The organism is Psychrobacillus sp. FSL K6-1415 (assembly GCF_038003185.1).
Lineage (GTDB): Bacteria > Bacillota > Bacilli > Bacillales_A > Planococcaceae > Psychrobacillus > Psychrobacillus psychrodurans.
Map to the genome: position 1 here is coordinate 2,889,109 of NZ_JBBOOQ010000001.1, position 26,383 is coordinate 2,915,491.

18 protein-coding genes, 20 tRNA genes and 3 rRNA genes are annotated in these 26,383 nt (G+C 39.4%); 7 read left to right on the forward strand and 34 right to left on the reverse strand.

Annotation, left to right across the window (positions count from 1 at the left end):
- Nucleotides 1-127 precede the first annotated feature (127 nt).
- Entirely contained in the window at nt 128-1,039 is a 912-nt protein-coding gene (locus MKY60_RS13695; protein ID WP_093496163.1) for a 1,4-dihydroxy-2-naphthoate polyprenyltransferase, read from the forward strand.
- A 51-nt stretch (nt 1,040-1,090) separates the two neighbouring features.
- Here the strand turns inward: MKY60_RS13695 and MKY60_RS13700 are convergent, their stop codons facing one another.
- The 24 genes from MKY60_RS13700 to MKY60_RS13815 form a co-directional block, all read right to left on the reverse strand.
- Nucleotides 1,091-1,930 (reverse strand): hypothetical protein, encoded by an 840-nt coding sequence (locus tag MKY60_RS13700; protein WP_093496162.1) that lies wholly within the window; start codon nt 1,928-1,930, stop codon nt 1,091-1,093.
- Between the two features lie 202 nt (nt 1,931-2,132).
- Nucleotides 2,133-2,204, reverse strand: a tRNA-Glu gene (locus tag MKY60_RS13705).
- Nucleotides 2,205-2,210: 6 nt separating this feature from the next.
- A tRNA-Ser gene (locus tag MKY60_RS13710) sits at nt 2,211-2,301 on the reverse strand.
- 5 nt (nt 2,302-2,306) lie between these two features.
- A tRNA-Asn gene (locus MKY60_RS13715) sits at nt 2,307-2,381 on the reverse strand.
- A 4-nt stretch (nt 2,382-2,385) separates the two neighbouring features.
- Nucleotides 2,386-2,462: transfer RNA gene (locus MKY60_RS13720), tRNA-Ile, on the reverse strand.
- Nucleotides 2,463-2,469: 7 nt separating this feature from the next.
- Nucleotides 2,470-2,543, reverse strand: a tRNA-Gly gene (locus MKY60_RS13725).
- Nucleotides 2,544-2,549: 6 nt separating this feature from the next.
- Nucleotides 2,550-2,625, reverse strand: a tRNA-Phe gene (locus MKY60_RS13730).
- A 72-nt stretch (nt 2,626-2,697) separates the two neighbouring features.
- Nucleotides 2,698-2,773 (reverse strand) — tRNA-Asp (locus tag MKY60_RS13735).
- 3 nt (nt 2,774-2,776) lie between these two features.
- Nucleotides 2,777-2,851: transfer RNA gene (locus MKY60_RS13740), tRNA-Met, on the reverse strand.
- Between the two features lie 89 nt (nt 2,852-2,940).
- A tRNA-Ser gene (locus MKY60_RS13745) sits at nt 2,941-3,033 on the reverse strand.
- 10 nt (nt 3,034-3,043) lie between these two features.
- A tRNA-Ile gene (locus tag MKY60_RS13750) sits at nt 3,044-3,120 on the reverse strand.
- Nucleotides 3,121-3,126: 6 nt separating this feature from the next.
- Nucleotides 3,127-3,200 (reverse strand) — tRNA-Met (locus MKY60_RS13755).
- Nucleotides 3,201-3,222: 22 nt separating this feature from the next.
- A tRNA-Ala gene (locus MKY60_RS13760) sits at nt 3,223-3,298 on the reverse strand.
- A gap of 12 nt (nt 3,299-3,310) precedes the next feature.
- Nucleotides 3,311-3,387, reverse strand: a tRNA-Pro gene (locus MKY60_RS13765).
- Nucleotides 3,388-3,394: 7 nt separating this feature from the next.
- A tRNA-Arg gene (locus MKY60_RS13770) sits at nt 3,395-3,471 on the reverse strand.
- Nucleotides 3,472-3,489: 18 nt separating this feature from the next.
- A tRNA-Leu gene (locus MKY60_RS13775) sits at nt 3,490-3,578 on the reverse strand.
- Between the two features lie 15 nt (nt 3,579-3,593).
- Nucleotides 3,594-3,668 (reverse strand) — tRNA-Gly (locus MKY60_RS13780).
- Between the two features lie 17 nt (nt 3,669-3,685).
- Nucleotides 3,686-3,770: transfer RNA gene (locus tag MKY60_RS13785), tRNA-Leu, on the reverse strand.
- A 23-nt stretch (nt 3,771-3,793) separates the two neighbouring features.
- Nucleotides 3,794-3,866 (reverse strand) — tRNA-Lys (locus tag MKY60_RS13790).
- A gap of 6 nt (nt 3,867-3,872) precedes the next feature.
- Nucleotides 3,873-3,948, reverse strand: a tRNA-Thr gene (locus MKY60_RS13795).
- A 13-nt stretch (nt 3,949-3,961) separates the two neighbouring features.
- Nucleotides 3,962-4,037 (reverse strand) — tRNA-Val (locus MKY60_RS13800).
- A gap of 25 nt (nt 4,038-4,062) precedes the next feature.
- A 5S ribosomal RNA gene (gene rrf, locus MKY60_RS13805) occupies nt 4,063-4,178 on the reverse strand.
- A gap of 121 nt (nt 4,179-4,299) precedes the next feature.
- Nucleotides 4,300-7,228: ribosomal RNA gene (locus MKY60_RS13810) — 23S ribosomal RNA — on the reverse strand.
- A gap of 234 nt (nt 7,229-7,462) precedes the next feature.
- Nucleotides 7,463-9,017 (reverse strand): 16S ribosomal RNA (locus tag MKY60_RS13815).
- The 16S, 23S and 5S rRNA genes sit together here with 20 tRNA genes alongside, the layout of an rRNA operon.
- Nucleotides 9,018-9,811: 794 nt before the next feature.
- Between MKY60_RS13815 and MKY60_RS13820 the strand changes: the two genes are divergently transcribed.
- Both MKY60_RS13820 and MKY60_RS13825 read left to right on the forward strand, forming a co-directional pair.
- A complete protein-coding gene (locus MKY60_RS13820) occupies nt 9,812-10,531 on the forward strand; it encodes an MgtC/SapB family protein (protein ID WP_093494876.1) in 720 nt (239 codons plus the stop codon).
- Nucleotides 10,532-10,544: 13 nt separating this feature from the next.
- Nucleotides 10,545-11,534: a cation diffusion facilitator family transporter gene (locus MKY60_RS13825; protein ID WP_090567227.1), complete on the forward strand. Its 990-nt coding sequence runs from the start codon at nt 10,545-10,547 to the stop codon at nt 11,532-11,534.
- Nucleotides 11,535-11,608: 74 nt separating this feature from the next.
- On the opposite strand, the gene MKY60_RS13830 is transcribed toward MKY60_RS13825, so the two are convergent.
- The 4 genes from MKY60_RS13830 to pruA form a co-directional block, all read right to left on the reverse strand.
- Nucleotides 11,609-12,772, reverse strand: coding sequence for an iron-containing alcohol dehydrogenase (locus MKY60_RS13830; RefSeq protein ID WP_340930199.1), 1,164 nt, complete (start codon nt 12,770-12,772; stop codon nt 11,609-11,611).
- 81 nt (nt 12,773-12,853) lie between these two features.
- Nucleotides 12,854-14,098: a Glu/Leu/Phe/Val family dehydrogenase gene (locus tag MKY60_RS13835; RefSeq protein ID WP_269923192.1), complete on the reverse strand. Its 1,245-nt coding sequence runs from the start codon at nt 14,096-14,098 to the stop codon at nt 12,854-12,856.
- Nucleotides 14,099-14,180: 82 nt separating this feature from the next.
- Nucleotides 14,181-15,374: an ornithine--oxo-acid transaminase gene (locus MKY60_RS13840; protein ID WP_090567218.1), complete on the reverse strand. Its 1,194-nt coding sequence runs from the start codon at nt 15,372-15,374 to the stop codon at nt 14,181-14,183.
- Nucleotides 15,375-15,437: 63 nt separating this feature from the next.
- Nucleotides 15,438-16,982, reverse strand: a complete 1,545-nt coding sequence (gene pruA / locus MKY60_RS13845) for an L-glutamate gamma-semialdehyde dehydrogenase (protein WP_090567215.1) — start codon at nt 16,980-16,982, stop codon at nt 15,438-15,440.
- 137 nt (nt 16,983-17,119) lie between these two features.
- On the opposite strand from pruA, the gene MKY60_RS13850 reads away from it, so the two are divergent.
- A complete protein-coding gene (locus tag MKY60_RS13850; protein WP_340930201.1) occupies nt 17,120-18,427 on the forward strand; it encodes a sigma 54-interacting transcriptional regulator in 1,308 nt (435 codons plus the stop codon).
- A 248-nt stretch (nt 18,428-18,675) separates the two neighbouring features.
- Here MKY60_RS13850 and yugI read toward each other — a convergent pair whose 3' ends face one another.
- From yugI to MKY60_RS13865, 3 genes are all read right to left on the reverse strand, one after another.
- Nucleotides 18,676-19,050 (reverse strand): S1 domain-containing post-transcriptional regulator GSP13, encoded by a 375-nt coding sequence (yugI, locus tag MKY60_RS13855; RefSeq protein WP_090567210.1) that lies wholly within the window; start codon nt 19,048-19,050, stop codon nt 18,676-18,678.
- A 75-nt stretch (nt 19,051-19,125) separates the two neighbouring features.
- Nucleotides 19,126-21,261, reverse strand: a complete 2,136-nt coding sequence (locus MKY60_RS13860) for a hypothetical protein (protein WP_340930203.1) — start codon at nt 21,259-21,261, stop codon at nt 19,126-19,128.
- Nucleotides 21,251-21,808, reverse strand: coding sequence for an RNA polymerase sigma factor (locus tag MKY60_RS13865; protein WP_241599521.1), 558 nt, complete (start codon nt 21,806-21,808; stop codon nt 21,251-21,253). Before MKY60_RS13865 ends, MKY60_RS13860 begins: the two co-directional genes overlap by 11 nt.
- A gap of 128 nt (nt 21,809-21,936) precedes the next feature.
- Here MKY60_RS13865 and MKY60_RS13870 point away from each other — a divergent pair, with 128 nt between their 5' ends.
- Nucleotides 21,937-23,274, forward strand: coding sequence for a sodium-dependent transporter (locus MKY60_RS13870; protein WP_340930204.1), 1,338 nt, complete (start codon nt 21,937-21,939; stop codon nt 23,272-23,274).
- 90 nt (nt 23,275-23,364) lie between these two features.
- A complete protein-coding gene (locus MKY60_RS13875; protein ID WP_090567197.1) occupies nt 23,365-23,577 on the forward strand; it encodes a helix-turn-helix domain-containing protein in 213 nt (70 codons plus the stop codon).
- Between the two features lie 45 nt (nt 23,578-23,622).
- Here the strand turns inward: MKY60_RS13875 and MKY60_RS13880 are convergent, their stop codons facing one another.
- The gene (locus MKY60_RS13880) at nt 23,623-23,883 is read right to left on the reverse strand and encodes a DUF1871 family protein (protein ID WP_090567194.1); all 261 of its coding nucleotides are present in this window, start codon (nt 23,881-23,883) and stop codon (nt 23,623-23,625) included.
- A 75-nt stretch (nt 23,884-23,958) separates the two neighbouring features.
- Here MKY60_RS13880 and MKY60_RS13885 point away from each other — a divergent pair, with 75 nt between their 5' ends.
- The gene (locus tag MKY60_RS13885; RefSeq protein WP_340930205.1) at nt 23,959-25,125 is read left to right on the forward strand and encodes a MalY/PatB family protein; all 1,167 of its coding nucleotides are present in this window, start codon (nt 23,959-23,961) and stop codon (nt 25,123-25,125) included.
- Between the two features lie 260 nt (nt 25,126-25,385).
- Here the strand turns inward: MKY60_RS13885 and MKY60_RS13890 are convergent, their stop codons facing one another.
- Both MKY60_RS13890 and MKY60_RS13895 read right to left on the reverse strand, forming a co-directional pair.
- Nucleotides 25,386-25,589, reverse strand: a complete 204-nt coding sequence (locus MKY60_RS13890) for a hypothetical protein (protein WP_241599515.1) — start codon at nt 25,587-25,589, stop codon at nt 25,386-25,388.
- 16 nt (nt 25,590-25,605) lie between these two features.
- Nucleotides 25,606-26,343 carry a peptidylprolyl isomerase gene (locus MKY60_RS13895; RefSeq protein ID WP_093494883.1) on the reverse strand — a complete coding sequence of 246 codons (738 nt, stop codon included), beginning with the start codon at nt 26,341-26,343 and terminating at the stop codon, nt 25,606-25,608.
- Between the last annotated feature and the right edge of the window lie 40 nt (nt 26,344-26,383).

Sequence of the window (26,383 nt, forward strand, 5' to 3'; positions counted from 1 at the left end):
CTCTTTTATCTAGGTTAATTAAATTACTCTACCCTTAATCATACATCTTTCTACACATTTCAGCACACATTTAGCCATAAATTTATGCTAAAATTGAGATTGGATTCTTTTAAAGGAGAGAAAAATTATGTCACATGAATTTCAAGCAGACAAAGGTTGGCGCGTTTGGTGGAAATTAACAAGGCCACATACCCTTACTGCTTCATTTGCACCTGTTTTTTTAGGTACAATGATTGCCCTATACGAGGCAAATATTGACTGGCTATTATTTATTGCTATGTTATTAGCTTGCCTTCTTATACAAGCTGCTACAAATATGTTTAACGAGTATTATGATTTTGTACGAGGACTTGATAGTGAGGAATCGGTAGGTATAGGAGGAGCAATAGTACGTAATGGTGTAAAACCCAAAACCGTTATGCAACTAGCTCTATTACTATATTTAATAGCAGCTATTTTAGGAATTTATATTTGTTATGAAAGCTCTTGGCTATTATTAGTAGTTGGTGCAATTTCTATGGCCGTTGGATACTTCTATACTGGTGGACCTTACCCTATTTCTAGTACTCCATTTGGAGAGTTATTCAGTGGATTGTTCATGGGAATGCTCATTGTTTTAATTGCAGTATATATTCAAGTTGGTTCAGTACCACTATTTGCTGTTTGGTTATCTGTACCAAGTGCCCTGTTAGTTGCTGCAATAATGCTTTCTAATAATATTCGCGATTTAGTCGAAGACACCATAGGTGGACGAAAAACGATGGCTATATTAGTTGGTAGGAAGAACGCCATTACTATTTTAGCTTCTTATTTTATTTTGTCTTATCTTTGGATTATTGCTTTAGTTGTTTTGCAAATAATCACTCCATGGAGTTTATTGGTTTTGTTAAGTATGAAAAAACCTATACATGCGATAAAACTATTTAAACAAACAGAAAATCCAGTTCAGGTTGCGCCTGCTATGAAAGACACCGCACTTACGAATACGATTTTTGTATTCCTTTTAGGCTTAGGTCTATTGATTGGCTATTATGTATAATATTTTAAAAAACCAGAATGCTATTAAAAAGCTAGCACTCTGGTTTTTTTCTTATTTATATGATAATAACTCTGCTTTAAGTACACCTTTTTTATCGACAAGCTTGATAATTCCGATTCCGGGTGCGATATAGAACGTGTAGCCATAGTTTGTACGAACAACTACCACGTTTTGGAATGTTCCGGCTTTTACTTTAACCGTACTAGTAGTACTTTCCACAAATACATTATAAAAAGCTTGATTGTTGTCCTCTGTTAGATAATATTCTCTCGTTGTTTTTCCTTCAATCAATGGAAAAGCGAGATCAAGTATGGCCCAATCTGTATGACTTACCCCAAATATTAAACGATCTTTACGTTCAATATAAGTAAAATTATTTAGGATATCACCTTTCTTCTTTAAAAAAGCTTCCGTCATATCGTATTCAGAATTATAGGAATCACTAACAGTAAATTCATTTTGTGTATTTTCAGTAAAGCTAGGAGAATAAACAAGCTTCATCCCTGCTTTTGGTGTTAGCCCACCTATTACTTCTTTATTAAGCAAAGCTAGCTTACTTTTAGATGGAGTTTCATATTTCACTTTAGAACCTTTTTGTATGAAACTACTTGCCCCTACTCCATATAAGCCACCATTTGTTCCCTTATACGTATAGACTCTATATTCATCACCTTTTTTTAGTGTGCGTACTTTATTAAGTGATCCATTGGAGCCAACTTTAACTAAATTCGTGTCTGCAAGAATTGTTACTTTACCTATTTGCCCTTGTTTTAACTCTGTTTTTCCCCACATAACTTTGTTTGTAGCTGCGTCTGCTTGCATGTGACCTAAGCTTGTGAAGCCTAACGCTAGTACAAGTATGAGCATAACTTTACTAAATTTTTGAAACAACTATAACCTCTCCCTTCAATAGCAATGATATCATATTTTAAATTCACTCTATATATAACCTAGGGTTCATTATTTATGCGTTATCACTGGTCATTATGTTGTATGCATTCTATTGACTGACCGTTCCATACATCGACATAGAAAAAGAGAAAGGAATAAAATAAAAAAAGGTAACCAATGATTGGTTACCTTTTTTTGAGTATGACCCCTACGGGATTCGAACCCGTGTTACCGCCGTGAAAGGGCGGTGTCTTAACCGCTTGACCAAGGGGCCAATATATGGCGGAGAAGGAGGGATTTGAACCCTCGCGCCGGTTGCCCGACCTACACCCTTAGCAGGGGCGCCTCTTCAGCCACTTGAGTACTTCCCCATATATGGCTCCGAAGGTAGGACTCGAACCTACGACCGATCGATTAACAGTCGATTGCTCTACCACTGAGCTACTTCGGAATAATGGTGGGCCTAAATGGACTCGAACCATCGACCTCACGCTTATCAGGCGTGCGCTCTAACCAGCTGAGCTATAGGCCCATTATTTTGGAGCGGGTGAAGAGAATCGAACTCTCATCATCAGCTTGGAAGGCTGAGGTTTTACCACTAAACTACACCCGCATTAAATGGTGGCTCAGGACGGAATCGAACCGCCGACACAAGGATTTTCAGTCCTTTGCTCTACCGACTGAGCTACTGAGCCTCTTCAATTTTAAATTAAGCTAATTATTCAAGCCAAATTTCCAATTGATATGTATTAACATTCATATATAAATGGCGGTCCCGACCGGGATCGAACCGGCGATCTCCTGCGTGACAGGCAGGCATGTTAACCGCTACACCACGGGACCATTTGGTTGCGGGGACAGGATTTGAACCTGCGACCTTCGGGTTATGAGCCCGACGAGCTACCACTGCTCCACCCCGCGACGTTAATATATTTACAAAATCGATGGTACATTGCTTAAAAATAGTGAGACACATTCTTCGGCTTACACCTGCATCAATTAGATTAAAATGGAGGAGGAAGAGGGATTCGAACCCCCGCGCGGTATGACCCGCCTGTCGGTTTTCAAGACCGATCCCTTCAGCCAGACTTGGGTATTCCTCCAAGATATTGATGGTGGACCTTGCAGGACTCGAACCTGCGACCGGACGGTTATGAGCCGTCTGCTCTAACCAACTGAGCTAAAGGTCCTTAAGATGGCGGCAGAGGGAGTCGAACCCACGACCTTTCGGGTATGAACCGAGTGCTCTAGCCAACTGAGCTACACCGCCAAGATTTCAAACTTTTTTTAAATGGTGGAGCCTAGCGGGATCGAACCGCTGACCTCCTGCGTGCAAGGCAGGCGCTCTCCCAGCTGAGCTAAGGCCCCGAAAATAATAACTGGTCGGGAAGACAGGATTCGAACCTGCGACCCCTTGGTCCCAAACCAAGTGCTCTACCAAGCTGAGCTACTTCCCGTCAAATATGGTGCGCTCGGCAGGACTCGAACCTGCAACCTCTTGATTCGTAGTCAAGTGCTCTATCCAATTGAGCTACGAGCGCATATGTTTTTCATAAAAGTGGTGCCGAGGACCGGAATCGAACCGGTACGGTAGTCACCTACCGCAGGATTTTAAGTCCTGTGCGTCTGCCAGTTCCGCCACCCCGGCACTTTAGTGAATCTTTGGAGCGGAAGACGAGGTTCGAACTCGCGACCCCCACCTTGGCAAGGTGGTGTTCTACCACTGAACTACTTCCGCTCGGTTATTAAATTAAATGGTGCGGGTGAAGGGAGTCGAACCCCCACGCCTTGCGGCGCTAGATCCTAAGTCTAGTGCGTCTGCCAGTTCCGCCACACCCGCATACATTATTCACTATAAAGTGATGAGCCATGTAGGATTCGAACCTACGACCCTCTGATTAAAAGTCAGATGCTCTACCAACTGAGCTAATGGCTCTAAAAATGGTGCCGGAGAAAGGACTTGAACCCTCAACCTACTGATTACAAGTCAGTTGCTCTACCAGTTGAGCTACTCCGGCAGGAGTAAATATATGGTGGAGGATGACGGGCTCGAACCGCCGACCCTCTGCTTGTAAGGCAGATGCTCTCCCAGCTGAGCTAATCCTCCTGGGTAAATTATGTATTTATTGCAAGCCCAGCGACGTCCTACTCTCACAGGGGGAGACCCCCAACTACCATCGGCGCTGAAGAGCTTAACTTCCGTGTTCGGTATGGGAACGGGTGTGACCTCTTCGCCATCATCACTAGACTTGAATACTTTTGAAAGACATGCTTTATTATAACAACTCTGCAGAATTTTTCAAGGGTTATTTAATAAAAAATTTATTCTTTCAAAACTGGATAAACGACATTGTTACATTAAACAAAATTTGGTTAAGTCCTCGATCGATTAGTATTCGTCAGCTGCACGTGTCGCCACGCTTCCACCCCGAACCTATCTACCTCATCGTCTTTGAGGGATCTTACTTACTTGCGTAATGGGAAATCTCATCTTGAGGGGGGCTTCGTGCTTAGATGCTTTCAGCACTTATCCCGTCCACACATAGCTACCCAGCGATGCTCTTGGCAGAACAACTGGTACACCAGCGGTGTGTCCATCCCGGTCCTCTCGTACTAAGGACAGCTCCTCTCAAATTTCCTACGCCCACGACGGATAGGGACCGAACTGTCTCACGACGTTCTGAACCCAGCTCGCGTACCGCTTTAATGGGCGAACAGCCCAACCCTTGGGACCGACTACAGCCCCAGGATGCGATGAGCCGACATCGAGGTGCCAAACCTCCCCGTCGATGTGGACTCTTGGGGGAGATAAGCCTGTTATCCCCGGGGTAGCTTTTATCCGTTGAGCGATGGCCCTTCCATGCGGAACCACCGGATCACTAAGCCCGTCTTTCGACCCTGCTCGACTTGTAGGTCTCGCAGTCAAGCTCCCTTCTGCCTTTACACTCTTCGAATGATTTCCAACCATTCTGAGGGAACCTTTGGGCGCCTCCGTTACACTTTAGGAGGCGACCGCCCCAGTCAAACTACCCGCCTGACACTGTCTCCTACCCGGGTTACGGGTATGGGTTAGAATTTCAATACAACCAGGGCAGTATCCCACCGACGCCTCCTCCGAAGCTGGCGCTCCGGGCTCTAAGGCTCCTGCCTATCCTGTACAAGTTGCACCAAAATTCAATATCAAGCTATAGTAAAGCTCCACGGGGTCTTTCCGTCCTGTCGCGGGTAACCTGCATCTTCACAGGTACTATAATTTCACCGAGTCTCTCGTTGAGACAGTGCCCAGATCGTTACGCCTTTCGTGCGGGTCGGAACTTACCCGACAAGGAATTTCGCTACCTTAGGACCGTTATAGTTACGGCCGCCGTTTACTGGGGCTTCAATTCGCACCTTCGCTTGCGCTAAGCACTCCTCTTAACCTTCCAGCACCGGGCAGGCGTCAGCCCCTATACTTCACCTTACGGTTTTGCAGAGACCTGTGTTTTTGCTAAACAGTCGCCTGGGCCTATTCACTGCGGCTCTTCTAGGCTATGCACCCAAAAGAGCACCCCTTCTCCCGAAGTTACGGGGTCATTTTGCCGAGTTCCTTAACGAGAGTTCTCTCGCTCACCTTAGGATTCTCTCCTCGACTACCTGTGTCGGTTTGCGGTACGGGCACCTATCACCTCGCTAGAGGCTTTTCTTGGCAGTGTGAAATCAGGAACTCCGGACATACGTCCTCGCCATCACAGCTCAATGTTATAGAATGCGGATTTGCCTACATTCACACCTTACTGCTTGGACATGCATAACCAACAGCATGCTTACCCTATCCTTCTGCGTCCCCCCATTACTCAAACGGTGGTTTGGTGGTACAGGAATATCAACCTGTTATCCATCGCCTACGCCTATCGGCCTCGGCTTAGGTCCCGACTAACCCTGAGCGGACGAGCCTTCCTCAGGAAACCTTAGTCATACGGTGGACGGGATTCTCACCCGTCTTTCGCTACTCATACCGGCATTCTCACTTCTAAGCGCTCCACCAGTCCTTCCGGTCTGACTTCAACGCCCTTAGAACGCTCTCCTACCACTGATACCAAAGGTATCAATCCACAGCTTCGGTGATTTGTTTAGCCCCGATACATTTTCGGCGCAGCGTCACTCGACCAGTGAGCTATTACGCACTCTTTAAATGATGGCTGCTTCTAAGCCAACATCCTGGTTGTCTAAGCAACGCCACATCCTTTTCCACTTAACAAATACTTTGGGACCTTAGCTGGTGGTCTGGGCTGTTTCCCTCTTGACTACGGATCTTATCACTCGCAGTCTGACTCCCAAACATAAATCATTGGCATTCGGAGTTTGTCTGAATTCGGTAACCCGGGATGGGCCCCTAGTCCAAACAGTGCTCTACCTCCAAGATTCTAACGTTTGAGGCTAGCCCTAAAGCTATTTCGGAGAGAACCAGCTATCTCCAGGTTCGATTGGAATTTCTCCGCTACCCACACCTCATCCCCGCACTTTTCAACGTGCGTGGGTTCGGACCTCCAGTAAGTGTTACCTTACCTTCATCCTGGACATGGGTAGATCACCTGGTTTCGGGTCTACGACCACATACTCATTCGCCCTATTCAGACTCGCTTTCGCTGCGGCTCCGTCTTCTCAACTTAACCTTGCATGTAATCGTAACTCGCCGGTTCATTCTACAAAAGGCACGCTATCACCCATTAACGGGCTCTAACTACTTGTAGGCACACGGTTTCAGGATCTATTTCACTCCCCTTCCGGGGTGCTTTTCACCTTTCCCTCACGGTACTGGTTCACTATCGGTCACTAGGTAGTATTTAGCCTTGGGAGATGGTCCTCCCGGATTCCGACGGAATTTCACGTGTTCCGCCGTACTCAGGATACACTCAAGAGAGAATGAATTTTGGACTACGGGGCTTTTACCCTATCCTGCGGACCTTTCCAGATCGCTTCGTCTAACTCATTCCTTTGTAACTCTATGTAGAGTGTCCTACAACCCCAAGAGGCAAGCCTCTTGGTTTGGGCTATTCCCGTTTCGCTCGCCGCTACTCAGGGAATCGATTTTTCTTTCTCTTCCTCCAGGTACTTAGATGTTTCAGTTCCCTGGGTGTGTCTCAGATGCGCTATGTATTCACGCAAATGTACTGCTCCATTACGAACAGTGGGTTTCCCCATTCGGAAATCTCCGGATCAAAGCTCACTTACAGCTCCCCGAAGCATATCGGTGTTAGTGCCGTCCTTCGTCGACTCCTAGTGCCAAGGCATTCACCGTGCGCCCTTATTAACTTAACCTAAAAGTTAAAAAGTCTTACACGTTGTGATTACGTAAATAATCACAACAGAATTTCTTGTTGTTTATTGTTTCAATGTCGTTTTATCCAGTTTTCAAAGAACAAAGGTTTGCTCACTTTGCGACGAGTAATCGCAGGAGCAAGAGTTGAATCTTCATATAAAAATGAACATTCAAAACTGAACTGCAAAACGTTAAGATACGAATAAAGATTCGTATTCCGATATTATCCTTAGAAAGGAGGTGATCCAGCCGCACCTTCCGATACGGCTACCTTGTTACGACTTCACCCCAATCATCTGTCCCACCTTCGGCGGCTGGCTCCCGTAAGGGTTACCCCACCGACTTCGGGTGTTACAAACTCTCGTGGTGTGACGGGCGGTGTGTACAAGGCCCGGGAACGTATTCACCGTGGCATGCTGATCCACGATTACTAGCGATTCCGGCTTCATGTAGGCGAGTTGCAGCCTACAATCCGAACTGAGAACGGTTTTATGGGATTTGCTCACCCTCGCGGGGTTGCGACCCTCTGTACCGTCCATTGTAGCACGTGTGTAGCCCAGGTCATAAGGGGCATGATGATTTGACGTCATCCCCACCTTCCTCCGGTTTATCACCGGCAGTCACCTTAGAGTGCCCAACTGAATGCTGGCAACTAAGATCAAGGGTTGCGCTCGTTGCGGGACTTAACCCAACATCTCACGACACGAGCTGACGACAACCATGCACCACCTGTCACCGCTGTCCCCGAAGGGAAAAGCCTATCTCTAGGCCGGTCAGCGGGATGTCAAGACCTGGTAAGGTTCTTCGCGTTGCTTCGAATTAAACCACATGCTCCACCGCTTGTGCGGGCCCCCGTCAATTCCTTTGAGTTTCAGTCTTGCGACCGTACTCCCCAGGCGGAGTGCTTAATGCGTTAGCTGCAGCACTAAGGGGCGGAAACCCCCTAACACTTAGCACTCATCGTTTACGGCGTGGACTACCAGGGTATCTAATCCTGTTTGCTCCCCACGCTTTCGCGCCTCAGCGTCAGTTACAGACCAGAAAGCCGCCTTCGCCACTGGTGTTCCTCCAAATCTCTACGCATTTCACCGCTACACTTGGAATTCCGCTTTCCTCTTCTGTACTCAAGTCCCCCAGTTTCCAATGACCTTCCACGGTTGAGCCGTGGGATTTCACATCAGACTTAAAGGACCGCCTGCGCGCGCTTTACGCCCAATAATTCCGGACAACGCTTGCCACCTACGTATTACCGCGGCTGCTGGCACGTAGTTAGCCGTGGCTTTCTAATGAGGTACCGTCAAGGTACGAGCAGTTACTCTCGTACTTGTTCTTCCCTCACAACAGAGTTTTACGATCCGAAAACCTTCTTCACTCACGCGGCATTGCTCCATCAGACTTTCGTCCATTGTGGAAGATTCCCTACTGCTGCCTCCCGTAGGAGTCTGGGCCGTGTCTCAGTCCCAGTGTGGCCGATCACCCTCTCAGGTCGGCTACGCATCGTCGCCTTGGTGAGCCGTTACCTCACCAACTAGCTAATGCGCCGCGGGCCCATCCTGTAGTGACAGCGAGATGCCGTCTTTTAACATCTCCCCATGTGAGGAAATGGATTATTCGGTATTAGCCCCGGTTTCCCGGAGTTATCCCAATCTACAGGGCAGGTTGCCCACGTGTTACTCACCCGTCCGCCGCTAAATCAGAAGAAGCAAGCTTCTTCGTCATTCGCTCGACTTGCATGTATTAGGCATGCCGCCAGCGTTCGTCCTGAGCCAGGATCAAACTCTCCATAATAGTTGGCTTTCGATATGCGGCGCATTTCTTCGTCAACTTCGTTCGTTCAGTCGGTCACGTACGTTAGTACGCTCCCTCTTTCACTCACTTGTTTCCTTGAACTACTTGCATCTCGAAACCCAACAAATAGAACTAGTTTAAAAGCTCATTTTGTTTTGCTGGCATCATCATTAAATGATGTCAAAATTGTTTTGCTATCATACTAACTAAGTTAGTTGATAAGCTGTATGTCTTAACGTTTTGCATGTTCAGTTTTCAATGTTCATATTGTTCAAGTCGTTTTGGCGACTTTATTAGTATAACTTTTTTCAGATTTGATGTCAAACATTTTTTTGAAGTTTTTCAAGTTGTTTGTATCTCGTTCCGAAGGACAAGTATTAATATACATCGTATAGAAATAAAAAGCAACCCTTTTTATAAAAAAACCTTAAATAACTTATAAACTATTGCACTCCTGCCCCTCTACATATATCAAAACTAGATTACTCATTGTAATTAATTACGGGTTTTTCCCTACTTATAGCTCTTCTATAACTTGTCTAACTAAAATATGAATATATTCTAGACTTTAATAAATATTAGTTTGAGTAATAGAAAACTCCTGAATCAATAAAATGAATTGAGGGCTGAATCATATACCGAAGAACTACAGCGCTTTATTTTAACTCATTCTATACTTATAATAAAGAAACAAGAAATCTACCAATATATCCTTTCCAAAATAATAGCAGTTAATAGTAGAAAGTACATAAAAATCCTCAAACTCTATAATGAAATCAAGGGGGGAATTATTGATGGAATGGCTAAACCACCTTAGTAATTATAATGAAATTATATTTAAATTAATTTTTGCTGCATTATTAAGTTTAATCATTGGTATAGAGAGGGAACTAAAAAAGAAACCGATTGGTTTAAAGACGAGTATAGTAATCGCTACATTTAGCTGTCTTCTAACCTACATATCCATTGAAGCAGCTTATAAAGCCATTCCCAATGACACAATAAATATTACGATGGATCCTTTGCGTTTAGCAGCACAAATAGTAAGTGGTATAGGTTTTCTCGGAGCAGGGGTTATATTGCGCAAAGGCAATGATAGTATAACTGGCTTAACTACTGCCGCAATGATATGGGGAGCCGGGGGAATTGGAATAGCTGTTGGTGCAGGATTTTATGTTGAATCGGCTATTAGTGTAATTATTGTAATAGTGGGTATTGAATTGATACCACCCCTTCTTACTAAAATTGGTCCAAAACGATTAAGATCGAAGGAGTTATCACTAACAGTTTTAGTAGGAAATCCAGAAAGTATTACTAAAGTATATGACTTTTTGCAAGGAAGCGGTGTTTATATAGAAAGCATCCGCATTAAAGACGTTACTTTAGACAATAATACTGTTAAACATGAAATGGATATGCGATTGTCCATAATTACTAATAAAAATACGGCTGAATTCTACGCAACAATAAAAAAACAAAAATTTATTGAAACGGTAGACGTAGAATCGATTTAAAAGGAGCTATCATATGGGAGAATTATTCAAGTTATTAAAAGATGGGAACAAGCCTTCTTTATTAGCAGCAATTGTAAATACTATTATTGCTTTATTAAAAGGTGGGGCATTTTTCTTTACTGGAAATGTAGCAATGTTTGCGGAAATGATGCACTCCATTGGAGATGCAGCAAACCAATTCTTTGTTTACATCGGTTCATCATTGTCTAAAAAAGCACCCACGCCAAGATTTCCAAATGGTTTTGGACGTTTAGTAAACCTTGTTTGTTTAGGCGCTGTAATTATTGTTGGAATATTATCTTATGAGACTATTATTGAGGGTTGGCATCATATTCAACATCCAACCGAATCTACAGGTGTAGCAATAACCCTCAGCGTACTTGCAATTGCCATTGTGTTAGAGTTTGTAGTTCTTTACAAAGCAGGGAAAGAAATATTGCACGAAGTAGGTGTAAAAGGTACACTCCTTTCGCCACTAACAACAAGTTTTGCTAACTTAAGCAGAGCTAAACCTGCAACAAAGCTTGTTTTTATGGAGGATTTAGTTGCAACATCAGGAGGTATCTTAGCATTTGTGGCTGTGCTAATTTCCCACTTCACTGGATTCTTACAAGCAGAAGGTATTGCATCTATTATGATCGGTATAATGATGTTCTATGTAGTAGGAAAAGTATTCCTAGATAACGCTAGAGGTGCACTAGGGGAAACCGATGAGCAAATGCTTGTTCATATTGCTCATATAGTATCTGAAAATGAACATGTAAAAGATATACAAAAGCTTGAGGTTATTAAAGAAGGTGAATATCTCCATGTTGAAATAATTATAGAGATAGATCCTAAATATACATTTGCAGAGGTAGACGATATTAGCGACACTATAAAAGAATTGATATTAACTCAACAAGGAGTAACGGATATTACAATCTCATTTGATGAGGACGATGGAATCAGAACATGGACTCAACATAAGGATGAACGTACTGTTTTAAAAACACGTGATTAAAGTTTGGAGAGCATTTACAAATAGTAACAAAAAACCACATGACGAGTTGTCATGTGGTTTTTGGATTCATACTTTTAAAGACAAGCTGTTAAAATTGTTTTAGTGTCTTCTGCATTAAGCTTTTGGAAATTACCATACTCACCATAAACCATTGCTTTTTCAACCATAAGGTCAATTTTGCTATCATCTATATTATAATCAGCTAATGTAGATGGCGCGTTTAAAGAATTCCAAAATTCCTCTAAGCGATCGATTCCTTCAAATGCTACTTCTTCTACAGATTTACCTTCAGGATTCACTTTAAAAACATTTGTTGCAAGCTTAGCAAAACGTTGTGGATTTACTTTTACGTTATGACGCATCCATCTAGGAAAAACGATAGCCAATCCACCGCCATGTGGAATATCATAAACAGCTGAGATTGCATGTTCTAGATTATGACTTGCCCAGTCACCGTTATAACCCATTTGCAAGAAGCCATTTAAACCTATTGTGCCTGCAAATAATATTGTTTCCCGATACTCATAGTTTGTAAGGTCATTGATAAGTTTTGGCCCTACTTCTATAACTGAACGTAGAGTTCCTTCTATCATTTCGTCTTGAACAGGAGTATTTGTTGCGTTGTTGTAGTATTGCTCAAACATATGGGACATCATATCTACTATTCCGTAAACTGTTTGATCAAGAGGAACTGTGAACGTGTTTACCGGATCTAAAATAGAAAATTTAGGATAAACTAAAGGGCTTCCCCAGCCATACTTTTCTAATGTATCTTCATTAGTAATAACAGACCCAGAATTCATCTCTGAACCAGTTGCTGCAAGAGTTAATATTGTACCAAAAGGCAGTGCTTCTTGTGGAATCGCTTTGCGTGTAACAAAATCCCAAGGATCTCCTTCGTATTTAGCCGCAGCAGCAATAAGCTTAGTACAATCTATCACTGAGCCTCCACCAACTGCGAGTATTACATCAACACCCTCCTTTTTACAAATATCAGCACCCCGTTTTGCAGTTGCCAATCTAGGATTTGGTTCCACACCCGCTAATTCAAATATTTCCAAACCAGCTTCTTTTAATTCGACCATTACCTGGTCGTATAATCCATTTTTCTTTATACTACCTCCACCGTAAACGACAAGAACTTTCTTTCCGTAGGGAGATAACTCCACTTTAAGCTTACTTATTTGATCTTTACCAAAAATCAATTTCACTGGGTTATAAAATGAAAAAGCGTTCATCTAACATCCTCCTCTTTCCATACTTTCTTAATAATAAAAAACCCGCTTGTAAAATACAAGCGGATCACCTTACTATTATGTTTAAACCCAACCACGGAAACGGGATGCTTCTGCAGTTTTACGTACTCCAACCATATAAGCAGCTAAACGCATATCAATATTACGAGTCGTTGCAACTTCATAAATGTTTTGGAATGCTTCAACCATTTTCTTTACTAGTTTTTCGTCTACTTCTTCTTCAGTCCAGTAGTAACCTTGGTTATTCTGAACCCACTCAAAGTAAGAAACAGTTACTCCACCAGCACTAGCTAAAACGTCAGGGACTAATAGAATTCCTCTATCATAAAGAATTTTAGTACCTTCTGTTGTAGTTGGCCCATTTGCTGCCTCTACTACGATATTAGCTTTAATATTATGAGCGTTCTCTGCAGTAATTTGGTTTTCAATAGCAGCAGGAACTAAAATATCACAATCTAATTCTAATAACTCTTGGTTAGAAATCGTATTTTCAAACAGAGTTGTTACGGTTCCAAAGCTATCACGACGATCTAATAGATAGTCAATGTCTAAACCATTTGGATCATGTAAAGCTCCGTATGCATCAGAAATAGCAATTACCTTTGCACCTTGATCACTCAAAAACTTAGCTAGGAAGCTTCCTGCATTACCAAAACCTTGGATAACTACACGTGCACCTTGCATGTCAATGTTGCGTCTTTTCGCTGCTTCATTGATAACAATAGTAACACCCTGAGCAGTTGCACGATCACGACCTTGCGAACCACCAAGTACAAGTGGTTTCCCAGTGATGAAGCCAGGGGAATTGAATTGGTCCATACGACTATATTCATCCATCATCCATGCCATGATTTGAGCATTTGTAAATACGTCTGGAGCAGGGATATCTTTTGTCGGTCCAACGATTTGTCCAACTGCACGTACATATCCACGGCTTAGACGTTCGATTTCTCCCATTGACATCTCACGTGGATCACAAACAACTCCACCTTTACCTCCACCATAAGGAAGATCAACAATACCAGCTTTTAAAGTCATCCACATAGATAGGGCTTTCATTTCATCTGGTGTTACACCCGGATGAAAACGAACTCCTCCTTTTGTAGGTCCAACAGCATCATTATGTTGTGAACGGTATCCAGTAAATACTTTCACTGTGTTGTCATCCATACGTACAGGAATTCGAACTTCTAACATACGTAGTGGTTCTTTTAATAAGTCATACATTGCTTCGTCATAACCAAGTTTGTTCAGAGCCTCTTTAATGACAGCCTGGGTTGATGTGAACAGGTTTAAATTTTCAGCCATTTTAATTTTTCGCCTCTTTAATTTAATATTATTTCTTCGGAATAATTGTAACATAGAATTGTTGAAATTTGTCTAAGAATTATTATTTATTGAATACTTTTTGAATTCTTTCGATAGCCCAATCTAACTCTTCTTTTGAAATGATTAGAGGAGGAGCAAAACGAATTACTGTATCATGAGTTTCTTTACATAATAATCCTAGTTCTTTTAACTCCTCACAGAATGGACGTGCTTCAACTGTTAATTCCATTCCGATAAATAAACCGCGACCACGAACGTCTTTAATAGAAGGATGTTTAATATCTCTCAATGCATCCATAAAATAATTACCTAATTCAAGAGAACGATCAGCTAATTTTTCATCCACTAGGACATCTAAAGCTGCTAAAGAAACAGCGCATGCCATAGGGTTACCACCAAATGTAGATCCATGAGAGCCAGGGTTAAATACACTTAAAATTTCTTTATTTGCAACGATACATGAGATTGGGAATACTCCACCACCTAATGCTTTTCCTAAAATATACATGTCTGGGTCTACTTCTTCCCACTCACATGCAAACATTTTACCAGTACGGCATAAACCAGCTTGGATTTCGTCTGCGATAAATAACACATTATTCTCACGACATAATTCACGTGCAGCTTTCATGAAACCAGCAGGAGGAATAATAATTCCAGCTTCCCCTTGAATCGGTTCGATTAAGAAAGCAGCTGTATTTGGTGTAATTGCAGCTTTTAATGCTTCTAAATCACCGTACGGAATTAATTTAATACCAGGAAGCAATGGTCCGAATCCTCGTTTGTACTCAGGGTCAGACGAAAGTGAAACTGCTCCCATAGTACGGCCGTGGAAGTTTCCATTACAAGCAATTACTTCTGCTTGGTCAGCTTCAACGCCTTTAACATCATATGCCCATCTACGAGCTGCTTTAAATGCAGTTTCAACTGCTTCTGCACCAGTATTCATTGGTAATACCATATCTTTTCCTGTTAACTCACTAACTTTTTCATACCAAGGACCTAATTGATCATTGTGGAAGGCACGAGAAGTTAAAGTTACACGATCAGCTTGGTCTTTTAACGCTTGAATAATTTTTGGATGGCGATGCCCTTGGTTTACTGCCGAATATGCTGATAGCATATCCATGTATTTGTTGCCTTCAGGATCTTTTACCCAAACCCCTTCAGCTTCTGATACTACGATTGGAAGTGGGTTATAGTTGTTTGCACCAAATTTGTTCGTTTGCTCAATCACTTGTGATGAAATAGTCATTCACTCATTACCCCTTTTATTTATAATGAAGGCAGACTTTAAATCAAGTCTGCCTTGAAAATCTTAAAGCATTTCAGATGTTGTTTTTGCTTGCATATGAAGTTGTACATAATCTGGTCCGCCAGCTTTTGAATCTGTACCAGACATATTGAATCCACCGAATGGTTGGTACCCAACAATAGCACCAGTACATCCACGGTTAAAGTATAAGTTACCAACATGGAAGTCTTCACGCGCTTTTTCTTGGTTTAAACGGTTGTTTGTAATAACAGCACCTGTTAAACCATATTCAGTATTATTAGCAATTTCAAGCGCCTCATCGAAATCTTTTGCTTTAGAAATACCGACAACTGGTCCGAATATTTCTTCTTGCATAATACGTGCTGTTGGAGATAGATCAGCAATTACAGTTGGTTGGATAAAGAATCCTTTAGAATCATCACCAGTACCACCAGTAATTAGACGACCTTCTTCTTTACCAATTTCGATATAACTCATAATTTTTTTGAATGACGCACCATCAATAACTGGACCAACGAAATGCTCATCCTTATCTGGGATACCAACTGTTAAAGCGTTTGTTAATTCTTCTACACGGTTTAATACAGTATCGTAAACATCTTCTACGATTACTGCACGTGAACATGCAGAACATTTTTGACCACTGAATCCAAACGCGGATTTCACGATAGATTGGGCTGCTAATTCTAAATCAGCTTCTTTATCCACTATGATTGTATCTTTACCACCCATTTCAAGAATAGAACGCTTAATCCAAATTTGCCCTGGAGCTAATTTAGAAGATTTTTCAACGATTCCAAGACCTACATCACGTGAACCAGTGAAACTGATTAAACGCGTACGTGGGTGTTCTACCATGAAGTCACCAATTTCAGCACCAGAACCTGGGATGAAGTTAACTACTCCTGGAAGCATACCTGCTTCTTCTAATACCTCTACAAATTTATAAGAAACAACTGGAGTTGTAGAAGCTGGCTTTAATAGTACAGTGTTACCTGCTACCATAGCAGCAACAGTAGTACCAGCCATGATTGCAAATGGGAAGTTCCAAGGTGAGATAACAACAGCAACACCTAGTGGAATATAGTTATATTGGTTATACTCACCTGGGCGGCTTTCAACTGGTGCACCATTTTTTATACGCAACATTTCGCGACCATAGTATTCTAAGAAGTCAATTCCTTCAGCAACTTCTACGTCAGCTTCAACCCAAGTTTTCCCTGCTTCTCTTGACAATAAAGCGCTGAATTCAAATTTGCGGCGACGAATGATTGCTGCAGCTTTGAAAAGTACGTCTGCACGTATTTCAGGTTTTACTTTTTTCCAAGTTTTGAATGTTTCATCTGCAATATCCATAGCTTTAGAAGCAATTTCTTTTGATGCTTTTGAAACAGCACCAACAAGTTCTTCTTTTTTTGCTGGATTATAAGATTTTATTTTAGCTTCTGTAGTAATACGTTCCCCACCAACGATTAACGGAAAATCATTTCCTAGGTATGCATCAACTACTTTGTAGCCTTCTTGAATTGCTTTTTTATTTTCTTCTTTCGAAAAATCTGTGAATGCTTCATGTTTGTAAGGTATCAAATGTATATCCTCCTTTAATTTGGGCGCAAAAAAAATTTGCAGTTTCTTTTAGTTTACATATATAATAATGCAAAAGATTGTTGCGTATTTCAAGTAAAAAATTCTAAAATGTGAAATATTTTTTTGAGGTGAGCCATTTGGACGAACAAATAAAAGATTTTCTGCCGTTTTATAAATTTGCAACTGAGCAAGTAGCAGTAGGCATTCACGCTGTCGACTTATCCGGCAAAACGATTATTTACAACGAAAAAATGAAAGAAATTGAAGGGCTAAATTTAACAGATGTTGTCGACCGTTCCATATTTGAACTATTCCAATTTGAACAACAAGAGAGTACATTATTAAAAGTTTTACATAGTGGGGAACCAGTATTACGTGCTAAACAGACCTACTGGAATCGAAATGGTCAGGAAATAACCACTATTAATGATACATACCCTATATGGCAAGATGAAAAACTTATAGGGGCAGTTGAATTTTCTCGTGATATAACTGCTTTAGAAAGGCTAATTTATCAGCCTTTAAAACGATACAATGAGGCAATCACCCTTTCTAGCATTACTGCTGTTTCGACGGATATGCAGGAAGTATTAGAACGCTCGGTTAAAGCAGCACATGTAAGAATGCCAGTTCTCTTAGTTGGAGAAGCTGGTACTGGCAAGGATTTAATAGCTGAAGGTATTCACAATCAGCTTTCGCCTGTAAATAAACAGTTTATCTCTCTTTTTTGCCATAGCTCAGATAGTTTTTTAATAAACAAATTTCAAAAAGAGCTTTCTGATATCTCGCACTGTACAATATTTTGTGAAAGAATTGATTTATTATCCCTCGATTTACAAAATGAACTGTTGCAAATTCTTACTTCAAACGAATCACGACAAAATTTATACATTGCAAGTATTGGCGATGATCCGGTAGATCTTATATCCACTAATAAGTTAAGCAAGGAATTATATTATTATTTTGCCCAGGTAACAATAAGCATTCCTCCTTTACGTAAACGAACTGAGGATATTTTACCCTTTACGTATGATTACTTTAATCGATATTTAAATCGCTATGGCTCCACTATTAATGAAATTGATGACGATGTTATCCAAGCTTTTTTAATGTATGAATGGCCAGGAAATCTAAAAGAATTGGAATTACTTTTGGATGAAATAAGCTCAATGGTAACTACTGAGCAAATTTTGAAGTTTGATATGTTGCCTCTCCACTTTAAGATGAAGGTTCAGGATTTTAACGAGACTCTAGGAAAAGCAGAGGATTTTGTTATTACTTCTGATAAGGAATTAGTTCCACTTGATGAGTATTTACGTTCTGCAGAAATGTATTATCTGCAAAAAGCTTTAGATAAATTTGATGGGAATATTACCAAAGCTGCCGAAGCCCTCGGAATGAGCAGACAAAATTTGCAATACAGGATACGTAAGATGAAGAAGTAAGGCTTGGACTTTTTAAGGGTTGGTCGTGATTTGCTCTTACCGCTAACCCAAATTTACGTTTACTTGCTTCCACTTGTTATTTACTTGCTCTCCACTCTAGTTTACTTGCACTAATGGTTAAAATACTTGCTCTCTAACTTCTAATACTTGCTCATGAGTAGCATATACTTGCTAAACGGATAAATTCCCCAATTATCTAAAAGCAAAAAAGGATTTATACAGTGGTTTTCATCACTGTATAAATCCTTTTATAGTGCCGATTTTTTAATCCAGTCGGCTAATTTTTCTTTCAATGTATTAAATCCTTCCTCATCATGTTCATCTACTCGATCTTGAAGTGATTTCCGAGGTCTATCATCACGTTTTGGTAGTGTTGGCTTTTCTTGAAGTACTCGCATTGATAAGCTAATTTTCCCTGCTTCATCGTCAATTTCTAGAATTTTCACCTCTACCTCTTGCCCTACAGTTAAAAATTCTTCCACTTCTTTTACATACCCGTATGTTATTTCTGAAATATGCACTAAGCCTTGTGTTTGCTCATCTAAACTAACAAAGGCTCCGTATGGCTGAATCCCTGTAACTTTACCCGTGACAACATCTCCTACCTTATAATTTTGAGTCATAATTTCGTTCCTACTTTCTTATATACGTTATAGTCATGTTAAATTATAACATAGTAGGAAGTATGACGGCAAAAATCACTGTATGGGCATAAAGGGCGGTCGCCATCCATTTTCCGTTTTGATGAGTTGAAATCCAATTACCTCATTCTCATCAGAACTCCGTCTATCGGATTGTTTCGTTAAGATTACTACTCCATAGTCCGCAGCATTTTGTATAAACTCCAGCTCTTTAAATTCAAGTTTAATATTATCAATAACCTGATGCTTTCCATTTAGATATTCATCTTTTGGAATTTGTATTTGTGTATCATCTTTTATATACAACTCGTATTGCGTTTCGTAATCCTTTAGCTGAATTGAGTAGTAATACAATCCCACAATTTCCTCAGGTGTGGCCTCCTTTAATGCTGTTTGATCATGTGTTCCTGCAAACGACTTATATAATGCATGCACTCGCTGAACAAATTCATCGTCCACTAGAGTTGCGTTTGTTACAAAATAATCCTCTATCCCTTGAATCCTCCAAATATCATCACTTTCAAGGCGGAGAAGTAAATCGTAGCTGATTTGATTTTCTTTTTCCTGTCCAATATAAGTCTTTATATATTCATCATCTTGGATTAAATAGTCTTTATTAAAGTAGAGATTTTTAGAGCTTTCACGAATAATATTTTGAAGCACTGGATTTTCTAAAAATTCTTCTTTATCATACTGATTTTTAAAAGCACTAGTCATCAACTCCCACATCATTTCATGGTTATCTTGCTCATCAGCATAGTGATATAGGAGTATGATATCTACTGGTCCTACTCCGTGTAAGATTAACGGATTCAGGTTCTCATTAAATTTTTTATATAACTCATGTATTCCATACCTTGAATAGGGAGTAACTAAGCTTTTCTCTACTTCGTCAGGTAATATAGCAATCCAGTCTAATTTGTTGGTTTCTAATTTATTATCTAAAGCTAAGAGGTAAAAATCTCGCAGTTGCTCTATGTCTAACTGTTTATAAATCTCATTATATGTCCAATCATTTGATTTCATTGAAGCGACGACTGGCTCCATCAAAGCAGCTAATGGTGATGCACCAGGAATATTTACTAACGACTCCCAGGCCTTCCGGATATCCATATTAATTTTACTGTTTTCATTTAAGATATCACCTTCATCCGATGGGAATACAATCATTTGAGCAAGTTCAAAGTAATAATTTTCAAAGAGCGAATGCATAGCCGTATTTTCACTTGTATTTAGTAAAGTAAATTCAATATCTGCTAAATAATATCCTAGTAGAGATAACTCCTTTTCCTCCATTAGCTTGGATAATCCATCAGAGGCAGGAATTGAGTTGTAAAGCGCTAAATACCTTGCTTCATTCTCATCTAAAACTGCGAAAAGATCTCTTGTAAATAATACCCAGTCAGGTAAAATTTGAAATTTTGTTCCATCTACATTAACTGCTAATTTTAATCCTTCCTTAGGTAATACTTCAATCATGCTTTGTATTTCTTTTGGGAGATTATAACGATTGGCAATCATAATATGCTCACTTAGTCTTCCATCATGTTTTGCAATATTATGAAGTACTTCTTCATTGTTTCGAATGATTTCTTCATAGTAGAAGATCAAATGCTCCGTTTTAGTGACAAAATCATCCACAAAATAGGAGCTTTCTTTACTATTAACTTTACCTGATTTTTTAGCTATCTCTATCATTTCTGAAGGTAGATTTAATCCCTCAATAGCTAAATCATAAGCTTCACTAATAGATATATTATCATTTTCCCCTTCTAAAGTACCTGGGTCTATTTGTGACGTGAAAATATTATCAGCGTACTGCACAAATCCTAAAGTATTAAATTCTACCTCATTCATATGTAGAATTTTTTGACGTTTTAATCGTTCGTCATTATATCGTTTTTTAAGTTTCTCAATCTCTTTATCACTATAATTTTCATTCCTAGTAATTGAATCATCTGAGTCATTTAGGTAAGTCGTTCCCAATATCCCAATGACAAACACACTAGCTATGCTTACTGCCCACACAGTAATTCGTTGCCATTTGGATCCTTTACTTTTCTTTTCAACTGGAGCTATATTATTTTCATTTACTATTTTCTGTAGAATTTCATCAGTATCTAAAGATGAAGGTAATCGATCATAGGATGATTTTAAAAGATTTAGGCGTTCTTCTAATTGTTTATCGTCCATGTCTAACTCCTCCATTCAACTGTAACGCTGATTTTAATAATGCCTTAGCTCTCAATTGACGTATTTTTATCGTCGATAGGGGTACATTTAATACTTCTGCAATTTGTTCATAGGATAATTCATGAAAGTAAAACATAATGATAGGATGACGATATTTTTCATCGAGTGATTGAATGGCTTTATGGAGTTCGCGGTCTTCTTCAAATACTAAAACTCGATCTTCTGCGGATTTAGACATATAAGTTTCTTTTATTCCTGTATTTAGCTTATGACTCTTTTCTTTTTCCTTTGTTTCTTTTCTGTAATAATCTCTAGCTGTGTTTAATGTGATTTTGTATAACCACGTGGTAAACCGATCACGCTGAAATTGATGTAGAAATCGGTATAGCTTCACGAAAACTTCTTGAGTTACATCCGGAATGTCATGAACCAGAACGCCACACTGAAATGCAAACTTTTCAACGGTCCTGTGATGTATATGTATAAGTTCTGTATATGCTGCTTTGTCCCCCTGTTGTGCTCGTTCTATTAACTCAAGCTCTAACATAATCCTCCCTCTTTCTCTTTACTCTACTGATGATACGAAAGATTGTTCTAGATTGTTTCACAAATCAGTTTACATTTTCTATAAATCCTCGTGTACAATAAGACAGTCCTATTAAAGGAGGAATTATCGTGACAAACCGAGATCATTTTGGATCTAAAATTGGATTTATATTAGCGGCAGCCGGAAGTGCAATTGGACTAGGTGCGATTTGGAAATTTCCATATATGGCGGGTACAAATGGAGGTAGTGTATTCGTAATTTTGTTTATTCTATGTACCTTTCTTATTGGTCTACCTATATTGCTTGCTGAATTTGTAATTGGAAGAAAAGGCCAAGCAGATGCTGTTAGTGGCTTTAAAAAACTGGCACCTGGAAAACCTTGGTTTTTGATCGGTTGGGCAGGTTTTGCATTTTCTTTTATCATATTATCATTCTATAGTGTTGTTGGTGGTTGGATCTTATCTTATTTGTTCCGCGCTGTTACATTTAGTTTAAATGGGAATAATGAAACATTCTTTAATGACTTGTTTAATACAGTTATCTCAAATCCATGGGAGGTTGTAATTGCTCAGGCCACTTTCATTCTACTCACTATTTGGATTGTAGCGGGTGGGATCAAGGGTGGAATTGAGAAAGCCAGTAAATGGATGATGCCAATCCTGCTCATTTTCTTTGTTATTTTAGCAATTCGGTCTCTTACTTTAGATGGCGCTATCGAAGGAATTAAGTTTTTATTCGTACCAGATTGGTCATACTTCACATGGGAAACTGCTTTACTTGCTTTAGGTCAGGCTTTCTTCTCTTTAAGTGTTGGTGTTTCTGGAATGATTACTTATGCATCTTATTTACCGAAAGAAACTAAACTGGCATCGTCGGCAATGAGTGTATCTGTCTTGAATATCGGAATATCTATTATGGCAGGGCTTGTTATTTTTCCGGCAGTGTTTGCATTAGGCTTTTCCCCCGACGCAGGACCTGGCTTAGCATTTATAATAATTCCAGCAGTATTCGAGCAGATTATTTTTGGTCAATTTTTCTTAATTTTATTTTTCATATTACTTTTATTTGCTACACTAACTTCTTCTATCAGCATGTTAGAAATAATTGTATCAATTGGGATCAAATCTAAATATGATAGAAGGAAACGAGCAGCCTGGGTATACGGATTCCTCATCTTCTTAGTTGGAATTCCAAGTGCCTTATCTTTTGGTGTACTATCAGACGTCGATATCCTAGGTATGTCCATCTTTGACTTCGCTGACTTCCTTACAAGTAGTATCGGATTACCGTTAGGAGCATTATTTATTTCATTATTTGCTGGTTTCCATTTTTCTAAGTCCATGCTAATCCATGAGCTTAGAATGAATAATTTTTTATTAAATTCTTGGTATATTATTGTACGTTTTGTCGCTCCGCTTGCAATAATCATCGTTTTTATTCAAGGTGTTTTGAAGTTATTAATGTAAAAATTGTACTTTTTCTGACAATAATATCAAAAGTTCTACGAAGAATTGTGTTATAATATAATAATAATTAAGACAGGAGTGGATGGAATCATGAAGAAAGATTTACATGAGCAATTACGTCAATTAAGAGAAGAGCGTAACATTACGCTAGAAACTCTTGCATTAAAAACAAGAATTGGTACTGGAAAGTTAGAAGCCTATGAATCAGGCGCAGAAACTCCATCAGTACAAACAATATTGAAATTGTCGAATGCACTTGAAGTTCCAGCTTCTAACTTATTAGACGGTCTTCAAGAAGTTTAATTTATAAAAAAAGCTTTCGGTTTAAAAACCGAAAGCTTTTTCGTTTTATATAATACATTTCATTTCATACTTTAACGCTATTAGTTTATAAGATATATCCACACATTTTTCTAAAGGAATCCATTCTTCAAAAGAATGTTCATAAATTTCCTGAATTCGTTTTGCCAATTCAGATGGGTGATCAATATTTTGCAAATATGCGACTACGTCTGCAGTTTCTGTTTCATAGGCATTTTCTCCAATGTGAAATGGGTCCCATTGTTGCAATGTCCAAACTGCTCTTCTATTCATCTCAATTGTGTCCATTAATTTTCACCTTACTAGTTTTATTAGATAGGGTTATAATAACATAATAAATACAAATTGAAAGGGGAAATTACTTTGTCTATTTTTTCTACTGTTTTTAATCGCCGAAATACATATTCAGCCAAATGGGATATGTTAGAGCAAGTATATTCTATCAACGATGCTTCGGAGGTACTACCTATGTGGGTAGCGGATATGGATTTTGCCATCCCATCCGTTATTATCGATGCGCTACATAAACGAATGGAACATCCAGTATTTGGTTATTCCATGGCGCCTGAAGAAACAAAATCATCCCTTACTAATTGGGTAGCTGAAAAGCATCAACTTACTATAAAAAATGAATGGATTCTGTTTCTTCATGGGGTCATTCCTGGAATAGCAGAAGCTATTGAAGCATTCACTGAAGTTGGGGATAAAGTTCTTATCCATACGCCGGTATATCCTCCATTTATGAGTGTACCTACAAATTTAGGTAGAAAAGTAGTCACTAGTCAGTTATTAGAAAAAAATAATTCCTACGAGATGGACTGGGAATCATTTGAGGACTGTTTAAAAAATGATGTGAAGGCTTTTATCTTATGTAATCCACATAATCCTGGTGGAAAGGTATGGAGCGAAAAAGACTTAACGAAGATAGCTACACTTTGTCAACAATATAATGTTTTAATCTTGTCAGATGAAATTCACTCGGATCTCATCTTCGAACCAAATAAGCATATACCAATGCTTAAAGTGGCGGAAGATCCAAATAACATCATAACTTTTTTAGCACCAACAAAAACATTTAACCTAGCAGGAATTCAAGCTGCTACTATGGTTGTTCCCGATGAGAAAAAACGGAAGGTTTTAGAAAATCTTGAGATGAACCGTGGATATATGGGATTAAATATATTTTCTCTTACAGCACTCCAAACAGCATACGAACAAGGTAATCCTTGGCTGGAGGAACTGTTAGAAGTATTGACAATAAACATGGATTACGTGGTAGAAAACCTCTCGAAATTAGATGGCATAAAGGTTTCCAAACCAGAGGGTACATATTTACTTTGGATCGATTATCGTGGGACTGGCCTTTCAGAAAAAGAAATGATGGATCGACTATTAACGGTTGGAAAGCTCGCTCTAGAGCCTGGCTCTAAGTACGGAGAAGCTGGAAATGGATTCTTACGAATGAATGTGGCCTGTCCACTCTCTACTGTGGAAGATGGAGTTTCCCGCTTCGTAAAATCACTGCAATAGACATAATTTGAATAACAATATCTACTTTAAGAAAAGCGTAAGTGCTCTTTAAAAGAATTAAACTTATTTTTTACTGTCTCCGGAGTGCTTCAGACTGGCATTGTTACATCTTTTCGGGGGATTTCAAGAGGTTGGTCGGGATGAATACCACGATCAACCTCTCTTTTTTCGGTAATCTTGTGGAGCTTATCTATTAAAACACTAAAAGACCCTCCATCACGAAAGGTCTTTTAGTATTTCTATTATCATATTGGAAACTTTCATTTAGGTTTATCTTGTTTTGCTTGCATAATTCTTTCTTCTAAAACTTTTGCTTTTTCTGCATCTTTTTTAGATTTTTTTAGCAGCCATCTAAAAACGAGTACGCAAATAATCATTAAAACAACTAATTCTATTACTACAGGTATATATTCCGATTTATCTTCTGGAAAATATAAAAAAGCTAGATGTAAAAACGAGAACATATTTACACTCCTCTAATTATTTCTGAACAACTTCGATTGAATCTATAGTAATATCAACAACTGGCTTATCATTTGCATCAGTCTCAACTGCTGCCATCTGGTCTACTATATCTAAACCTTCAATTACTTGTCCAAATACTGTATGTTTTTGATCAAGATGAGGCGTACCACCCATTTTTTCGTATGCTTCAGCAATTTCCTTTGGCCATCCACCATCGATCATTTGCTGTGCTGTTGCAGGTGGTTCAGAAGCTTGAACGATAAAGAATTGACTACCATTTGTATTTGGTCCTGCGTTTGCCATTGAAAGAGCCCCTCTTAAATTAAAAAGATTCATGGAAAACTCATCTTCAAATTCTGCTCCGTAGATACTTTCTCCACCCATACCAGTACCAGTTGGATCTCCACCTTGAATCATGAAATCTTGAATAATTCGGTGAAATATCATTCCATCATAATAACCGTTTTCTGCATGTGTTAAGAAATTCTCCACTGTTTTTGGTGCTAGTTCAGGGAATAATTTTATCTTAATTGGTCCCATTGATGTATTCATTGTTACTAAAGCTTCGTTTGAAGCAATCTCTTTTGAAAGTTGTGGATACATTATTTTCTCTCCTTCTTGTTGGGTATCAGAATTTACAGTAGAATCCTCTTTTTCTACCTCTTCCTTCTGTGCGTTAGAATCATCTGTTCCACACGCACTTAAAAAGCAAATAGTTGTTGCTATACCTATTAGTAATAATATTTTTTTCATGAATTATTCACCCCAAATTAGTTTACCATAACAATACACC